This is a genomic window from Micromonospora salmantinae (genome assembly GCF_022230905.1).
Taxonomy (GTDB): Bacteria; Actinomycetota; Actinomycetes; order Mycobacteriales; family Micromonosporaceae; genus Micromonospora; species Micromonospora salmantinae.
In genome coordinates, this window is sequence record NZ_JAKKFG010000045.1 from 585,846 (window position 1) to 599,228 (window position 13,383).

Genomic DNA, 13,383 nt, shown 5'->3' on the forward strand with positions numbered 1-13,383 from the left:
ATCCGGTTTTGCGCGTGCGTCGACGCCAATCATCCTGACAGTTTCCTTACAGGCAGTCACGTAGCCTTCCGGTGTTCCTCACTCGCCCGTGATTGCTCCTGGAGGTTTCGACGTGCGGATCAACGGACGGCTGCTCGTGCCGATCTCGTTGGCAGTGGTGCTGGCAACCGCCGCCTGCGGCCTGTCGGCACCGGCGTCCGGGCAGGCCGAAGTCCCACGCTCCGGCCCGAGTACGCACAGCTCAGCTCCGAGCCCCAAGGACACACCGACCTCCAGCCCGACTCCGGAGATCCCGACCGACGCGCAGATCCCCACCAGGGCCGCCGGCACCTTCACCACCGCCACCGGCAACGGTCGCGTGATCGGCAAGGGCAAGAAGCGGGTGCGCTACAGCGTCTCGGTGGAGAAGGGCATCGCCTGGGGTGACATCCCCGCCTGGAAGCCGGACCGGTTCGCCGCGAGCATCGAGCAGGTGCTGGCCGCACCGAACGGGTGGGCCACGTCCGCACAGCACCCGGTCACCAACGCCGCGGTGAACCTGACCCGGGCGTCGTGGTCCTTCCAGCGGGTCGGCACCTCTAAGGTCGACGTCGACGTGCGGCTCGCGACACCGAGGACAGTGGACAGACTCTGCGGCGCTAGTGGCGTCGACACCGAGGGCGTCTACTCCTGCAAGTACGGCAAGACCATCATGATCAACCTGCGACGTTGGCTCCAGGGCTCACCGGGATACCCGGTCAGCATCGACGAGTACCACGCCGGCGTGATCAATCACGAGTTCGGCCACTTCCTCGGCTTCGCCCACATGAAGTGCGGCGGTCGCGGCAAGCCGGCCCCGGTCATGATGACCCAGACGATGGGCCTGGGCGGGTGCGTGCCCAACGTCAGCCCGTTCGTCGGCAACGGGCAGTTCGTCAGCGGACCGTGGGCGCCATCCTGACCTGGCTTCCCTGTCTCAACGAAGCGCAGCGACTATGTGCCCAACGGAGGTAGACGGATTGCCATCCGGGGGCGGGTCGAGTCGATCAGCCCGCTGACAGGCGTCCTCAACCCGGTCGCGGAAGTTGCCGAAGTCGAGCCTGGTCTTGTCCCAGGAGGGGTCGTGCTCCCGCAGCAGGTCGCGGGCCCGCTTGGCGTTCTCCACGAATCGGGTGCAGTTGCCGTAGTGGAGCAGTAGCCACACCTCGAAGCAGGGATTGGACCAGGCCAGATTGACGTCGTTAGCGGCAGATTCGCGGGTCGCCGGCTCAGTGGCGAAGTCGTCGACATCGCAGACGGCCCACGCCTCGTCGAAGTCGTCGCGCTGCCGACGCCGCGCCGCACCTCGTACCACGTTGACCGGCGAGCCGCGTTCTGCCACGACGACCACCCGAGGACGCACCCACGCCTCCTGCTTGAGGCCGTTGAAGTAGTCCCGTTCCGTGGATTCACCATTGGTGGCGATCAGCACGGTTGTCCGCTGCTCTCGGGTCGATGCGCGGCGTCGGAGGTCGGTCTCGCGGCCACGGCCGGACCGTATCGAGCCCGAGGCACGCCGGTCACCCTGCCGGGGCGTCATCCGATCCTCCACGGGTGGCAAGGGCCTGCTCAAACAGGTCGGTGGACAGGTTGGGAACTGCGCCATAGTTGCCGTTCAAGTAACGGCGCTGACGGTTCTCACCTTCTTTCCGAGGCTTGAAGTCGGTCAACGGATACAGCGAGGAGGCACCCTCGTTGTCCTTCTCCACGAACCAGATCTCGTCGCGGCGGAGGATTTCTTCAGCGTCGAGGGTGCCGAGCAGGGCGGCGTCGTGGCTGGTGAAGATGAGTTGGCCGCCAAGGGGGTTCGCGGCCGGGCTGCGGAACAGGCTGATGAGCTTGGCGGTCAGGATCGGGTGCAGACTCGCATCGATCTCGTCGATCAGCATTGTGGTGCCGGTACGTAGCATCGCCGCGGCATGCAGGCCCAGGGTCAGCAGTTGCCGGGTGCCGGTCGACTGGTCCTGCAGGTCGAGCAGTGCGGTGCCGTGCGGACCCTGATGAGCGAACTGGACGCGGGGCGAGGGCCGGATAGCCGCGACGGCTCTTTTTAGTCGGTCGCTTGATCTCCTGGCTGGCAGGTCGGACCAGACGGCCTGATCATCACCCGAGTCAGAGGCGATCACGACGTCGACGATCCCCACATCGGCGGCCTGCAACAGGTCAACGACCAGGCGGCGTACCTCTTCTGCATCCGATTGGCCGATACGGACGAGGGCGGACAGCCCAGAGTTGGGGTCAGTCCGTTGGCCGGTCAGGTAGAACCACCGGTAGGTGTCGTGCAACGGCTGTGGGTTTGTCGGATCCGGTTGGGGGCGGCTCTGGCCAAAGCGCGCGACAGTGCTGAGAAAAAGAGCTGTTGGCGCGGTGATACCAGCAATCTGCTCCAAGTCGCTGCGCCGGCCCGACTCCTCGCCCCAGTTGAAGACGTCGCCGTCGCGCTCGAATACGCGCCGCCGCCGGCCCAGCGGATAGTGGTAGAGCCACTCCTCCAGCACCCGGTCGTCGTCGATCGTGAAGCCGTAGGTGTGTCTGACCCCGCCGAGCCGAAGGTCGACGACATAGCGCGATGGCTGGACGGCGACCTCCGGGTCCAACCGGAACGGCTCCCGGGACAGGCCCACACCGGGCTCAACCGCCCGGTCGGACTCCACGACCATATGCCGCATGAACGCCAGCGCGCCCAGGCAGTTCGACTTGCCCGACGCGTTGGCTCCGAAGATGCCGACGACTTGGACCGCCTGCGGAGCCGGCTCGTCGGCCTCGGCCCCGTCGCCGTAGACGGGCGTCAGGTTCAGCTGATGCTCGTCGCGAAACGAACGATGGTTGGCGAAGCGAAAACTCAGCAGCATTGGCCGCGTGCCCCTAGCTCGTGGGCGGTTACAAGTACATCTCTGCGAGTAAACCACGAGAAGGCGGCACAAAGGGCCGACGCAGGCCAGCCTTGCCGCTGGCGGCGCTTTTGATCACGGCGTCATGCCGTCAGTGCCGAAGCTGCGCGCCTCAGGCCCGTGAGGAGAGGTTGACTGCCTCGGCGAGGATGGCATCCAGCTCGTCGTCCGTCGGGTTCTCCTCCGTCAGGATCTTCTGCACTGTGGCCGCCTGGATGCGACCGATCATCTCCTGACTGATCGAGTACTCGATCGACGGATCGATGATCGACATGATCAGGGTCTCAGCGGCCTCAGCGTCGATCTCTGGTCCACCGTCAGCGAGCCCTGCTCGGAGGCCACCGACGAATGTGATGACCTCAGAACGCCCGGTGGTTTCGCCGAAGCGACGATCGACTGCGAGGAAGAAGACCGCTGCGAGGAAGCGAGGAAGCCCGTCCCACCCTTCGGCGTCAAGCCTTGTCTCAACCGCATCGTTGGCGGCGTGATCTCCGCGCACCATCGTCCGGATGTACTCCGGCAGCTCAGGCCTGATCATCTTCGTCTCGCTTCCTCGCTCGTCGAGCTTTGCCATGGTTCCATACGGCCTTCGCGGTCACCGCCAACGCGCCGGCCGCCATCACTACTGCGGTCACCGGGTTGTCGACCTGCGGACGTTCGTGAGCCGGCGTGGGTTGGGGACTCGTCGTGCCGCTTGTGGCGCCGTCCTGCTGTTGCTTGAAGAACTTGAAGACCGCTTTGGCGTTGGTCTCGGCGTTCTTCAGGCTGTCCTCGGTGTTGTCGGCCTTCTGGACCTGTTTGCGCCAAGCGATGTCTGCCCGGCGCCCACGCCTTTCGGCCTCGGTCAGCAAACGTTCCCCGCCCGGGGAGGCGTTGTCCCCAGCCGATTCGGTAGGGGCGGCACCGGGAGCGATGGTGTTGACATATCCGGTGATGTGTCGGGCAGCCTCGGCCAGGAGGCGGGCGTAGCGGCCGGCTTTGTCGCGGGCGACCTTGGCGTCGGCGACTGCCGCGTTCAAACCCCGGTCCGCGCTGCCCCGCTGTGCCTCGGCCAGGTGTGCCAGGGCCTGTTCCGCATCCGTCCGGGCGCGCAGCGCCGTGACGGCGGCGGTGTCGAGCTTTCCGTGTACGGCGAGAAGCTGCGCGACCAACTCGGCGATGCTGCCGCTCATCCGAGTCGGGTGAGGTAGGTGTTTGCGTGTTTGGCGGTGTTGTCGAAGCGGCGGCGGGTCGGTTCGACCTCTGCCCCGGCTGCGGCAAGCGCCTGCCGGGCTTTCGTTACATCCTCGTTCCGGCTGCCCTGCAGGACGGCGTTTGCCATCCGGGTCGCCGCCTCCGCGTCGGAAGCGGCCTGGTCGAACACCCGACGTCCCTGACGGGCAGCTTCGATGGCCGTGCGAAGGGACGCTTTGACCTCGCCAACGCTCATCGCTGTGGCCGATGCTCAGCCGAGAACGCTGATGTAGCGGCGTGCCGCCTCCGAGCTGCCCTGCACCAGGGCCATCGCTTCGGCCAGGCGCTGCTTGCTCTGCTCGCCTCGGGCGATGGCTTCTGCAATGGTCGGGTGCCCGGTGCCGGCGGAGATTGCGCGTAGCCGGGCCAGCATCTGTTCTGTGTTGTCGGCGGCGGCCCGGATCTGGTTGATGGTGGCGTTGCCCTGCTCGGCGGCCTGCATCAGTGCCGCCTTGACTTCCTCGATGCTGGCCATGCCGCCTCCGTCTTCCGATCGCGCTAACGGTTCACGTTTGCGTGGTCGGACGGACACTATCCGACAGGGAGTCGGCACGCAGCCCTGCATCCACGAGTCAAGATCAGATGCTGCCGATACAGATGGGATGTCCGGTGTAGCGGGCGACGGTAGCTTCACGGGGTGCACGAGAACACGACGGGCGAGCCGGGGCCATGGCGGATTCTGGGCGAGCGGACGGTGTATGAGGACCGTTGGCTGCGACTTGATCTGGTCGACGTGGAGCCGCCAGGACTCGAACCCTTCGCCCACCATGTCGTTCGGCTGGATCGTGTCGCCGTCGTCGCCGTGCTCGACGAGCACGATCGAGTTCTGATGTTGCGGCGCTACCGATTCATTCCCGGTGAAACGAGATGGGAACTGCCCGGCGGCATCGTCGAACCGGGCGAGGAGGCGGTAGCGGCGGCAAGCCGGGAAGCGGAGGAGGAAACCGGCTGGCGGCCCTCCTCTCTGACCCGGGTGGTCGCCTACCAGCCGATGATCGGCATGGTCGACTCGCCACATGAGATCTTCGTTGGGCGTGGAGCCACTTATGTCGGCCCGCCAACGGACGCGGAAGAGGCCGGTCGCGTCGAGTGGGTGCCGCTGAGTGACATGCCGGACCTGATGGCGCGCGGCGAGTTGGCGGGGTCGGGGACCTTGGTCGCCATCCTGCACGTCATTGCTGGCCTGACGCCCAATCCGTCAAGCCCTTGATCCGATCTATCCGGCGTCGGTATCGCACAGATCCGGTCAGGTTCACCAGCGAGCCTGCTTCCCGTAGATGAGAGCGGGCCTCCTCACTTTCTCCCCGAACCAAATGCGCCTGCGCAAGATCGCAGCGCATTCCCGCTGCGGCTCGCACGAAGGTGTCGTCCATCGCGCCCAAAGCCGCCGACAGCTCGTCGATAGACCGAGGGTCGCCCAGCAGCGCCAGCGAATGTCCCCGCCATCGGCGGAGGTGAGTTTCGTCGAGGAAAATCCCTGGCAGATTGGGGTCGCGCACTCCTGTGACGCCTGAGAGATGTCGGCTCGCTCGGTCGAGGGAGTGGCGGCAGTCGTCCGGGCGTCGGCTGAGCGCCCACAGCTCTGCTTCGGCGGCGGCCAACCAGGACGACAGTCGAGGCGACAACCGACTTCCTCCGTAAGCCTGTGCTTCCTGCACGAGCTGCGCCCCCAGCTCCGGTCGACCGGCATCGGCCAGGACGTATGCCTGCTCGCCCATGGCATGGGCGAGGTGAAGCGGGTCGTCAGCCTCCCGTGCGGCGCTCTTCGCCAGTTCGTAGTGGCGCCAGGCGCGATCCGCCGCTCCGACATCGAGGGCCTGCCACGCCGCGAGCGATGCGGCTTCTGCCAGAGCGCGGGCGAGCGGTTGCCTGGTAGATGGCAGTACGGTAAATGACAGGCTCTCCTGAAGACGGGACAGATGGCTCTGCATCTGGTCGACAAACTGCGCCGCCCCGAGCTGACGGTCCATGGTGCGAAGGAGTTCCGTCTGATGCCGAAGGGTGTGCACCATCGATTGACCGACCGAGTGCGAGGCATCGAGTTGTTCGACCAGTCGTGCGTAACCGTTCCCGTCGTCGTCAACCGGCACGCTATCGGAAAATAGTTCGTCATCGGTCGTGCCGAGGAGGCTCCGCAGGATGGCCGCGTAACTGCTTGAGATCTTCCGTCGGTCGTTCTCCCATTCGGAGACGTATACCCCAAGGCTGTTGGTGGAAGCGATCGAGACCATGCGTCGGCGGCCGTACTGCTCGATCTCATGGACCAGCCTTGCCTGGGACCAACCCCTGGCAAGACGAGCGCGACGCAGGTGATTTGCCATAGCCCCCCGCCGATCGATGGTGGCAGGTTCAGCTTGCCGTGATCGTGTCCCTATTCCAAGTGGCAGGGGTTAACAGCAGCGGGTTAACCCCTGTTGTCTATCGCAGTCCGCTGACACCCGGTCTGCTTTGGGCAGCACTCCGCTGCTGTACCGCTGAACAAGCTACGGCGATGGGGTGGGCGACGCCGCCTGAGCGATGCTGCTCGGGCGACGTCGCCTCCAGGGTCACCTGCCGAGAGGGCACTGTCGTGCGCGCGTTTCTCCGTCATCTCCGGGCCGAGCCACCCCGGCCGGCGCCCTATCGGGCGGCCAACTACGTACCCCTGAAGCCCTGGCAGGTCCGCGGGCGCCGGTTCACCCGCCGTGGCCGGCGTGGCGTGGACGCCCTGGAGGTCGCCGAGTTCCTCGACCGCGTCGCCCACGATCTCGCCGAGGTGTACGCGGCGCTGGGCAGCAGCCGGCGGGAGACCGAGCGGATCAAGGATGCGCTGAGGTGCTGGCAGTCACGGCGGGCCCGCGAGGATCTGGCGGCCCGCCGATGAGCGCCCGCTGGGTGGCGCACCTGCCGTTCACCGCCGCCGACCTGCCGGCCGCCCAACACTTCGCCGGCACCCTGGCCCGCTCCCTGACCTTCCTCACCGAAGTGGACGCCGGTGAGACCACCGTGTCGGCCGAGGACGCGCAGGGCGTACGCCATCGGGTCTTCTGCGACCTGCCGCTCGACGGCGGTCGGCGGTGCGTGCGGCGGGTGGAACACGACGGTGACTGCGCGGCCCGGCGGTGTCGGTGACCGCCGCGCCCGTCGTCGTCTGCCCGGACTGCGACGGGATGACCTTCACGCTGGAGCCTTGCCGGTGCACCACCTACGGTGACCGGTTCCTCGCCGACGCCGACGTGCTCGGGCCGCGCCGGGAGGCGTACCGGAGCTGCGAGCAGTGTCGCGGCGCGGGCAGCGTCGCGTACCCCTGTTATCGCTGCGGCCGGCGCGGCCGGCGGCGGGCGCAGCTCGTGGTCACCGTCGCCAACCTGGACACCGGCGCTGTCACGTCCCGCCAGGTCGTGCCCGGCGGCCTCGACCCCCACCGCGACCCGGCGGGCCACTGGATGGTCGACCTTGCCTCCCGGGTACGCGAACTCGCCGCCACCGTCGGCGCGGTCCTGGATGAGGCCGACGCGCCTTCGCTGTGGCTGGACCGGCAGTGGCGGCCCGACCTGCCCGCAGCGCTGCGGCACGAGTTGGAGGCCCACGCCATCCTGCGGGCCGATCACGCCCCCTGGCGGCTGGTGCTGGGCCGATCCACCGCCCCGGCGACCGTCGACCCGGCCGCACGGCTGGCCCGGCTGTGCGCGCTGGCCGACCTGCTGCTGCTCGACCTGGTCGTCGAGGCCCGCCGGCAGGGCGCGGGGTTCTGCTGGGCCATCCGGCACGAGGTGCCCGGCTCCCCGGTGCCGCTCGGGTCGCCCGGCTGGTGCCGGGACCTGCCGGAGGTGTTGGCCTGCACCGACGTGGCCATGGCGCTCAGCGGGCTTGCCGAGCGCGGCCTGGCCGCTCCCGCCCGGCTGCTTCGCCCCGACTCGCCGCGCCCACCCGCCGCCCCGGCCGTGGACGTCGACCAACTCGAACGCCGGGTCCTCGCTGACTGCGTCGGCCTGGACGGGGGCGAGTTGCCTGGCGCGCAGGCCCTGTGGCGCAACGGCCGCTGGTGGCACACGACTCTGCGCGCCGGCGAGCCAGTGGAGACCCTCGCGGAGCAGCCCACCGGCCAGGTCGTCCGCCGCGTGCTGGTGCCGGTCAGCCGCGGCTACGAACCGCCCGACCCGCCCTGGCTGGGTGAACCCGTCGACTGGCGGCAGTGCCCGGACTGCCGACCACACAGCCGGCTACGCGCCTGCGACTGCCGGCTCGGCGGTCGCGCCGCCGACCCCGACTGCCCGCACTGCTGCGGCGCCGGCCTGCGCCCATCCGCGCTGCACTGCTTCACCTGCGGCGACACCCAGCGCCTGCATCAGACCGTGCTGGTCACCGTCACCGACCTGCGGCACCGGGTGGTGCACCTGGCCTGGCAGGCCGGTACGCCCGAGGTTGCCCCGCTGGTCGCCACCCAACCGGGCGGCAGGCCCGTCGTCCAGCTTCCGGACCGTTACCGGCTGGGCTCCTGGGCGGCCGTGCTCGGCGCGCGGCCCGACGACCTGGCCGACGCCGACTGCGGGCAGCAGATCGGCAAGGACCTCCGCGACGGCTACGTCACACTGCCCTGGGCCGGGGCCGACCCGGTCGGGGAGCATGTCCGCAGCGCAGGGCGGGGTACTCCGGCCGGCCGTCTGATCGTGGTGGCGACGCCTCCCGACGCGCCACCGCTGGCCGAGCTGCTGCGGCTCGCCCTCGGCCTCGACCTGGCCCTCGTGGTGGCCGTTTGCGACCTGCGGCACAACGCCGCAGACCCACTGCTGGCCGACGGACTGCGCTGGTCGGTCGAGGTGAAGCCGCTTGACGCACCTGTCCGCCCCGACGACTTCCCCTACCGGCCGAGCCTGGCCGCCGCGCTCTCCTGGTGCGTCGAGTGCCTGACCGACGCCGTAGCCGGGGCCGCCCCAACCGACCCGACGGTGTCCATCCCGGTGCCCGGCTCGGGGCCGTGGGACGTCGCCGATCCCGAGCCGGAACTGCTACGCCTGGCGGCCCAGCACGCCGGGAGGGTGGTCACCGTTCGCTTCACCCGCGCCGGCTGCACCGCGCACCGACACGACGGCGACGGCGTACGCCTCATCGCCGAAGCTCCCGACCTGCGCGACCTCGGCTGACCCCGAATCGGCTGTCAGTCGGGCGCGACGAGCGGGCGGATACGGCACTGCCCGGCCGGCGCCTCTCCGCGCCGGCCGGGCAGCAATCCAGTTCTGGTCAGCTGTCGGCGGTCAGGCCCTTGAGCATCTCGGCGAAGTCGGCGGTCTCCGCTGGCGGCGGGGTCTCGACGGTCACGGCCTTGCCGTAGTCGGTGTAGTCGATCACCATGTCGCCCATCTTGCCCATGACCATGCCCGCCCGACGCGGCCGATACTGCTCGTCGACCCACAGGTCGATCTTCAGCTCCTTGACGCCCTGCGTGGCCAGCGTCTCCTCCGTGGCGTCGCGGCGCATGGCGTCGATCTGCTTGAGGTAGGTCGCCACGGGAGTGGTGACGGTGTAGTGCACCGTTGGCACCCCATCCACCGTCTCCTGGCCGACCACCGTCGTGCCCTCGATGGCGAGCAGCGTCTTGACCTGCTTGACCGGGTCCATGTCCTCGAGCTGCTTGCTGAAGCCCGTGCCTGCCATCTCGCTCAGACCGGTCAGGTCCATCTTCATCCAACGCTTTCCGCCCGTAGCCGTGCGGCCCTCCGCTGGAATCTCGGTGAAGATCACGGCACCGATCATCCGGACGGTCGTGGCACCCTTGCTGTTGGTCATCTTCATCTCGGCCTTGAGCGGGTCACCCAGGTCCAGGAAACCCCGCATCGAGATCTTCTCGCCGCCCATCGTGCCCGTCATCGTCACTGTCACCGACTCGGTCTTGTCGGTCGCCTCGGCCGCCTTCAGCAGCGACCCCTTGAGATCACTGGCCAGCAACTCCAGGACGCTGGGCTGCTTCGGCGCCTCGGAGGCTCCGGACGTCACACCGCAGGCGGAGACGGCGAGCGCGGTGAGCGTCGAGACCGCCACCAGAGCCGGCTTCTTCCAAAATGACACGTACACGCCTTCCCCCGTAGGAATCTGGGACGATCCCCAGTAGACCGACGACACGCTAGCCCACCTGATCGATTCGGGGGCACCGCGTTTTTGCCGATTCGCCCAGTGGGTCCTCGTCGTGCGCTGATCGCCACGCGATCGTTGCTGTCGGGGTATCCAGGTCGATGGGATACCCCGACAGCGCAGCGCCGATCCCGTGCGTCGGTACCGGTCAGCTACCGGTGGTCAGACCTTTGATGCCCTTGGGCAGTTCGGCGAGGTCGGCGATCTCCGCCAGCGGCGGCGTCTCGACGGGCACTGCGTCGCCGTAGTCGGTGTAGTCGGTCACCAGGTGGCCGTACGCGCCCATGTCTAGGCCCGCCCGACGGGGTCGGTACTGCTCGTCGACCCACAGGTCGACGGTGACTTCCCGGACGCCCCCCGTGGTCATCTGCTTCTTGACGCCTGCCCGCAGCTTGGCATCGAGTTGGCCCAGGTAGGTCGCCACGGGGGTGGTGACGGTGTAGTGGACAGCGACCACCCCGTTCACCGTCTCCTGCCCGACCACCCTCGTGCCCTCGGTGGCGAGCAGCCTCTTGACCTGCCTGGTCGGATCGACGTCGTCGAACTGCCTGGTCAGATCCAGCCCAGCCTGGTCGCCGTCGGTGGTCGGGTCAAGCCTCAACCAGCGCTTGCCGCCCATGCTCGCGCGGCTCTCCGCCGGCATCTCGACGTAGAAGACCGCGCCGATCATCCGGACGGTGTTCATGGTGCCCCTGGAGTTCGCCATCGTCATCTCGGCCTTGACCGGGTCGCCAGGGTCCAGGACGCCCTGCATCGAGATCTTCTCGTCGCCCGCGGTGCCCAGCATCATCAGCGTCACCGAATCGGCCCTGTCGGTGACCTCGGCCGTCTTCTGCAGCGCCCCCTTGGGATCGCTGGTGAGCAACTCCAGGGCGCTGGGTTGTTTCGGCGTCTCGGACGACCCGGATGCCACGTCGCAGGCCGAGACAGCGAACACGGTGAGCGCCGACACCGCTGTCACCGCGGTCCTTTTCCAGAGCGACACGCGCGTGCCTCTTCCCCGTAGGACCCTGGGGCGATTCCCAGTGGGCCGACGACACGCTAGCCCACGTGGTCGATTCGGGGGCACCGCGTTCTCGCCGATCCACCCCTGATCGAGACGCGATCGTTGCTGTCGGGGTATCCGGGTGGACGGGATACCCCGACAGCAACGGATGTCGGCGGTGCGGGCAGGGCCGGACGGTTACTCCGGGACGCGGCGGTATGCGCCGTCGCTGGCCGAGGTGGCCATCGAGGCGTACGCGCGCAGCGCCGCCGACACCGGCCGCTGCCGATCGGTCGGGGTGTACGGCTTGTCGCGCTTCTCTTCGGCCACCCGTCGTGCCTCCAGCTCCTCGGCCGGCACGTTCAGCTCGATCGACCGGCCCGGGATGTCGATGACGACCTCGTCGCCGTCGCGGACCAGGGCGATCAGCCCGCCGGAGGCCGCCTCGGGGGAGACGTGCCCGATGGAGAGCCCGGAGGTGCCGCCGGAGAAACGGCCGTCGGTGAGCAGCGCACAGGAGCGGCCCAGCCCGCGCCCCTTGAGGAACGAGGTGGGGTAGAGCATCTCCTGCATGCCGGGGCCGCCCTTGGGCCCCTCGTAGCGGATCACCACGACGTCCCCGGCGACCACCTGCTTGGCGAGGATCGCTGTCACCGCGTCGTCCTGCGACTCGTAGACCTTCGCCGGGCCACGGAAGGTCAGGCAGTCGTCGGGCACGCCGGCGGTCTTCACCACGCTGCCCTCGGGTGCCAGGTTGCCGTGCAGGATGGCCAGCCCGCCGTCGGCGGAGTAGGCGTGCTCGCGGTCCCTGATGCAGCCGCCGGCCGCGTCGGTGTCCAGCGACGACCACCGGTTGGTGGTGGAGAACGGTTCGACGGTACGCACCCCACCGGGAGCCGCGTGGAACAGCTCGACCGCCGTCGGCGTCGGCGAGCCACCGCGCACGTCCCAGTCGGTCAGCCACTGTGCCAGCGAGGGGGAGTGCACGGCCCACACGTCCCGGTTGAGCTGCCCGGCCCGGTCCAGTTCGCCGAGGATCGCCGGGATGCCGCCGGCCCGGTGCACGTCCTCCATGTGGTAGTTCGGCGAGTTCGGCGCGACCTTGGCCAGGCACGGCACCCGCCGGGAGATCGCGTCGATGTCGGTGACGCCGAAGTCCATCTCCGCCTCGCGGGCGGCGGCGAGCAGGTGCAGCACCGTGTTGGTGGACCCGCCCATCGCCACGTCCAGGGCGACAGCGTTCTCGAAGGCGGCCTTGGAGGCGACCGTACGCGGCAGCACCGAGTCGTCGTCGCCGTCGTACCACCGCTTGGAGATCTCCACGATGGTCCGGCCGGCCTCGACGAAGAGCGACCGGCGGGCGGCGTGGGTGGCCAGCGTGGAACCGTTGCCGGGCAGCGCGAGCCCGATCGCCTCGGTGAGGCAGTTCATCGAGTTGGCGGTGAACATGCCGGAGCAGGAGCCGCAGGTCGGGCAGGCGGAGCGTTCGATCTCACCGAGCTGCTCGTCGGTGACCGCCTCGTTCGAGGAGGCGATCATCGCGTCGATCAGGTCGATCTTGCTGTGCACGACGCCCTCGATCGCCATCGTCTTGCCGGCCTCCATCGGGCCGCCGGAGACGAAGACGGTCGGGATGTTGAGCCGCAACGCGGCCAGCAGCATCCCGGGGGTGATCTTGTCGCAGTTGGAGATGCAGACCAGGGCGTCCGCGCAGTGCGCGTTGACCATGTATTCGACCGCGTCGGCGATCAGCTCACGGCTGGGCAGCGAGTAGAGCATGCCGCCGTGGCCCATCGCGATGCCGTCGTCGACAGCGATGGTGTTGAACTCCCGGCCCACCCCACCGGCCTCGGCGACCGCGTCGGCGACCAGGCCACCCATGTCCTTGAGGTGTACGTGACCAGGCACGAACTGGGTGAAACTGTTGGCGATGGCGACGATCGGCTTGCCGAAATCGTCGTCGGTCATCCCGGTGGCCCGCCAGAGGGCCCGGGCGCCGGCCATCGTCCGACCGTGTGTGGAAGTCCTCGACCGCAGCTCAGGCATGCATACCAGCATGACACCGTCGGCGCGTCGGCCCACCCCGGTATCTGCCGTGTCCCAACAGATGCACACCCAGCCCCCCATGACGTGCGCCCATCCGGCACT

The 13,383-nt window shown here is 68.5% G+C and carries 15 protein-coding genes; 5 read left to right on the forward strand and 10 right to left on the reverse strand.

Going from position 1 to position 13,383, the window contains the following annotated elements:
* The first annotated feature begins 112 nt into the window (after nucleotides 1-112).
* The gene (locus PSH03_RS31670) at nucleotides 113-940 is read left to right on the forward strand and encodes a DUF3152 domain-containing protein (protein ID WP_238691260.1); all 828 of its coding nucleotides are present in this window, start codon (nucleotides 113-115) and stop codon (nucleotides 938-940) included.
* 15 nt (nucleotides 941-955) lie between these two features.
* Here the strand turns inward: PSH03_RS31670 and PSH03_RS31675 are convergent, their stop codons facing one another.
* The 6 genes from PSH03_RS31675 to PSH03_RS31700 all read right to left on the reverse strand — a co-directional run bounded on the left by PSH03_RS31675 (nucleotide 956) and on the right by PSH03_RS31700 (nucleotide 4,617).
* A complete protein-coding gene (locus tag PSH03_RS31675; protein ID WP_210787641.1) occupies nucleotides 956-1,450 on the reverse strand; it encodes an RloB family protein in 495 nt (164 codons plus the stop codon).
* Nucleotides 1,451-1,538: 88 nt separating this feature from the next.
* Nucleotides 1,539-2,870 (reverse strand): AAA family ATPase, encoded by a 1,332-nt coding sequence (locus tag PSH03_RS31680; RefSeq protein ID WP_238691261.1) that lies wholly within the window; start codon nucleotides 2,868-2,870, stop codon nucleotides 1,539-1,541.
* 151 nt (nucleotides 2,871-3,021) lie between these two features.
* On the reverse strand, nucleotides 3,022-3,483 hold the full coding sequence (locus PSH03_RS31685; protein WP_238691262.1) for a hypothetical protein: 462 nt from the start codon (nucleotides 3,481-3,483) through the stop codon (nucleotides 3,022-3,024).
* The gene (locus tag PSH03_RS31690; RefSeq protein ID WP_238691263.1) at nucleotides 3,434-4,081 is read right to left on the reverse strand and encodes a hypothetical protein; all 648 of its coding nucleotides are present in this window, start codon (nucleotides 4,079-4,081) and stop codon (nucleotides 3,434-3,436) included. The genes PSH03_RS31685 and PSH03_RS31690 overlap by 50 nt, the downstream gene beginning before the upstream one ends.
* The gene (locus tag PSH03_RS31695; protein ID WP_238691264.1) at nucleotides 4,078-4,338 is read right to left on the reverse strand and encodes a hypothetical protein; all 261 of its coding nucleotides are present in this window, start codon (nucleotides 4,336-4,338) and stop codon (nucleotides 4,078-4,080) included. Before PSH03_RS31695 ends, PSH03_RS31690 begins: the two co-directional genes overlap by 4 nt.
* A gap of 15 nt (nucleotides 4,339-4,353) precedes the next feature.
* Nucleotides 4,354-4,617, reverse strand: a complete 264-nt coding sequence (locus PSH03_RS31700) for a hypothetical protein (RefSeq protein WP_141908162.1) — start codon at nucleotides 4,615-4,617, stop codon at nucleotides 4,354-4,356.
* A gap of 162 nt (nucleotides 4,618-4,779) precedes the next feature.
* Here PSH03_RS31700 and PSH03_RS31705 point away from each other — a divergent pair, with 162 nt between their 5' ends.
* Nucleotides 4,780-5,352 carry an NUDIX domain-containing protein gene (locus PSH03_RS31705; protein WP_238691265.1) on the forward strand — a complete coding sequence of 191 codons (573 nt, stop codon included), beginning with the start codon at nucleotides 4,780-4,782 and terminating at the stop codon, nucleotides 5,350-5,352.
* Here the strand turns inward: PSH03_RS31705 and PSH03_RS31710 are convergent.
* Nucleotides 5,315-6,373, reverse strand: coding sequence for an NsdA family TPR-like regulatory protein (locus PSH03_RS31710; protein ID WP_238691266.1), 1,059 nt, complete (start codon nucleotides 6,371-6,373; stop codon nucleotides 5,315-5,317). The genes PSH03_RS31705 and PSH03_RS31710 overlap by 38 nt on opposite strands.
* 338 nt (nucleotides 6,374-6,711) lie before the next feature.
* Here PSH03_RS31710 and PSH03_RS31715 point away from each other — a divergent pair, with 338 nt between their 5' ends.
* Genes PSH03_RS31715 through PSH03_RS31725 form a run of 3 tightly spaced genes read left to right on the forward strand, consistent with a single transcriptional unit; the run spans nucleotide 6,712 to nucleotide 9,265 of the window.
* Nucleotides 6,712-7,005: a DivIVA domain-containing protein gene (locus PSH03_RS31715; protein ID WP_238691267.1), complete on the forward strand. Its 294-nt coding sequence runs from the start codon at nucleotides 6,712-6,714 to the stop codon at nucleotides 7,003-7,005.
* The gene (locus PSH03_RS31720) at nucleotides 7,002-7,253 is read left to right on the forward strand and encodes a hypothetical protein (protein ID WP_204943698.1); all 252 of its coding nucleotides are present in this window, start codon (nucleotides 7,002-7,004) and stop codon (nucleotides 7,251-7,253) included. The genes PSH03_RS31715 and PSH03_RS31720 overlap by 4 nt, the downstream gene beginning before the upstream one ends.
* Nucleotides 7,250-9,265, forward strand: a complete 2,016-nt coding sequence (locus tag PSH03_RS31725) for a hypothetical protein (protein WP_238691268.1) — start codon at nucleotides 7,250-7,252, stop codon at nucleotides 9,263-9,265. Before PSH03_RS31720 ends, PSH03_RS31725 begins: the two co-directional genes overlap by 4 nt.
* A gap of 97 nt (nucleotides 9,266-9,362) precedes the next feature.
* Here the strand turns inward: PSH03_RS31725 and PSH03_RS31730 are convergent, their stop codons facing one another.
* From PSH03_RS31730 to ilvD, 3 genes are all read right to left on the reverse strand, one after another.
* Entirely contained in the window at nucleotides 9,363-10,187 is an 825-nt protein-coding gene (locus PSH03_RS31730; protein WP_238691269.1) for an SCO4651 family lipoprotein, read from the reverse strand.
* Nucleotides 10,188-10,398: 211 nt separating this feature from the next.
* The gene (locus PSH03_RS31735) at nucleotides 10,399-11,211 is read right to left on the reverse strand and encodes an SCO4651 family lipoprotein (protein ID WP_238691270.1); all 813 of its coding nucleotides are present in this window, start codon (nucleotides 11,209-11,211) and stop codon (nucleotides 10,399-10,401) included.
* Between the two features lie 222 nt (nucleotides 11,212-11,433).
* Complete coding sequence (ilvD, locus tag PSH03_RS31740; protein ID WP_210781107.1) at nucleotides 11,434-13,281, reverse strand: dihydroxy-acid dehydratase; 1,848 nt, start codon at nucleotides 13,279-13,281, stop codon at nucleotides 11,434-11,436.
* Nucleotides 13,282-13,383 lie beyond the last annotated feature (102 nt).

Coding starts and splice junctions, on each gene's coding strand:
- PSH03_RS31685 (WP_238691262.1), bottom strand. CDS start 3,483: ATGGCAAAGCTCGACGAGCGAGGAAGCGAGACGAAGATGATCAGGCCT.
- PSH03_RS31710 (WP_238691266.1), bottom strand. CDS start 6,373: ATGGTCTCGATCGCTTCCACCAACAGCCTTGGGGTATACGTCTCCGAA.
- PSH03_RS31695 (WP_238691264.1), bottom strand. CDS start 4,338: ATGAGCGTTGGCGAGGTCAAAGCGTCCCTTCGCACGGCCATCGAAGCT.
- ilvD (WP_210781107.1), bottom strand. CDS start 13,281: ATGCCTGAGCTGCGGTCGAGGACTTCCACACACGGTCGGACGATGGCC.
- PSH03_RS31680 (WP_238691261.1), bottom strand. CDS start 2,870: ATGCTGCTGAGTTTTCGCTTCGCCAACCATCGTTCGTTTCGCGACGAG.
- PSH03_RS31700 (WP_141908162.1), bottom strand. CDS start 4,617: ATGGCCAGCATCGAGGAAGTCAAGGCGGCACTGATGCAGGCCGCCGAG.
- PSH03_RS31690 (WP_238691263.1), bottom strand. CDS start 4,081: ATGAGCGGCAGCATCGCCGAGTTGGTCGCGCAGCTTCTCGCCGTACAC.
- PSH03_RS31720 (WP_204943698.1), top strand. CDS start 7,002: ATGAGCGCCCGCTGGGTGGCGCACCTGCCGTTCACCGCCGCCGACCTG.